Below are 1,871 nucleotides of genomic sequence, written 5' to 3'. Positions count from 1 at the left end.
GACACGCCGTTTTAGCCTGTGGAGGCGCGGTGCAATCAGGCCGCCCGATGAAGCAGGAACCCGGTACTGCGCGAGCAGCTATCACCCAGTAATGGGAATCCCCCTCCTGTGACGCGAAGCGCTAAGGTGGGGGAGGATGTCAACACCAGCTTGTAGGCGATGTAGTACTTGTAGATGTTGCCCACATAGGTGACCGTCTCGGGGCCGATTTTCTCTGCCGCCACGTACTCGACATTGTGGAACCAGACGTTGGGATCCAGCCCCCGTTTCCTGGCCTCGGCACGGAGCCTGGCTACCCGGGCGGGGCCGGCATTGTAGGAGGCGAACGAGAAGAGGGCCTTGTCGAGGGCGGTCATGGGCTCGTCCGCATAGTAGTGATCGATCATCCAGCGCATGTATTTGACGCCCCTGTGAATATTGGGCTCGAGCTGGCGGATGTCGCCGACCTTCAGCCCCTTGCCGGTGGCGGGCATGATCTGCATGATGCCGATGGCGCCCACATGGCTACGGGCATGATGGTTGAGGGCGGACTCCTGGTAGCCCTGGGCCGCCATCAGCAGCCAGTCCATGTCATAGCGTTCGCCATATTCACGGAACAGCTCGACCACCTGCAGGAATTTCTTGCGCTCCGCCTCGGCGGCGGCGCTTTTGACGAACTTGTTCTGCTTGAGATAACGGGCCAGGATCTCATCCCCCGTCGCCTTGCCGCGCAGCGCCTTGATCTGCTCGTTGAGCATGGCGAGCAACTGGGGGCTCTCCTTGCGCACCGCCCAGGCGATGACGCCCCCTTCCCGGAACACGGGGGCGTCGTGAATGGTGATTCCGGGGAAAATCTTTTGCCAGAAGCGGGCCTTGTGCTCGTCCATGACGATGAAGGGGAGCAGGCCTGCGTTCACCATCTCCACCAGATCTTCATCTTCGAGTACCTCCGAGGCGGGTTGGAGGTCGATGAGGGGCTCTCCCGCCGACTTGCGGGCCTGGTTGTAGGCCATGAGGCTACTCGTAGTAGCTGGAGGAGGGGCGCACGAAGACGCGCTGGCCCCCGAGATCGGCGGCGCTTTCCACCTTGGGGGAGAGGGGGCCGGAGACGAGCAGCTCCCGCACGTTTTCAAGCAGGGGATCGGTGAAGGCGATACCCTGCTTCTTGCGCTTGTCCGTGATGGTGAGATTGGCGGCGGCGATGTCGCCTTTGCCCTCGATGAGGGAGCTCAGCAGCGCTTCCCGGGCCACGGGAATGAAGACGAAGTGCACCTTGAGGTGGCGCTTGATCGCCTTTTGCTTGCGCAACTGTTCGTTGAGACGCTTTTCCACCTACATGAAGGCATCGTAGGTGACGCCCCGCTGCACGCCCTTGGTGATGAAGAACCCCGTCTTGTTGTAGGTGGTGAGCACTCGGATGGTGCGCTGCTCCAGCATGACGTCGAGATCTCCCAGCCTGGGTCTGGCAAGCTCGTCCCCCTCAAAGCTCAGGGCGCTTTTCTCCGTCTCTGCCTCGGGGGCCACCTGCTTGCCGGATTCGGCCCCCCAGGCTGGCGTCAGGGAGCAGAACCACCAGATCACGACCATCCATGCGCGTTTCATCACTTACACCTCGCTCGTTTTATTGAGTGTAAGTGGCGCCTTGTGGGTGATTTAGCTTATTGGGTTTGATAGAGATGGCCCCATAGCACGATTTCCACTATTCCATCCAGGAGTGCCCGCCCTGAAAAAAGGAGCCCCGAGGCTCTAATGCCGATCAGTTAAGGATCCATTGACCGATCCTCAGGCTGTGTAAGAATCCGAAACTCCTTGTTGGGTTTCGGATTTTTTTATGCGTATCGACCAAGCTCTCGACTTCATTCACGCCTGTCCTCCCGGAAAGTTTGAGTCCC

General features: G+C 60.0%; 1 pseudogene. It reads right to left on the bottom strand.

Annotated elements, in window-relative coordinates:
- Nucleotides 1–35 precede the first annotated feature (35 nt).
- Nucleotides 36–1,581: pseudogene (locus tag J9889_RS14260) on the bottom strand (lytic transglycosylase F).
- Nucleotides 1,582–1,871 lie beyond the last annotated feature (290 nt).

This window comes from Aeromonas sp. PrichA-15 (assembly GCF_017939245.1).
Taxonomy (GTDB): domain Bacteria; phylum Pseudomonadota; class Gammaproteobacteria; order Enterobacterales; family Aeromonadaceae; genus Aeromonas; species Aeromonas caviae.
The sequence above is the reverse complement of the archived record's forward strand: the minus strand, read 5'-3'. Positions and strand labels throughout refer to the sequence as shown.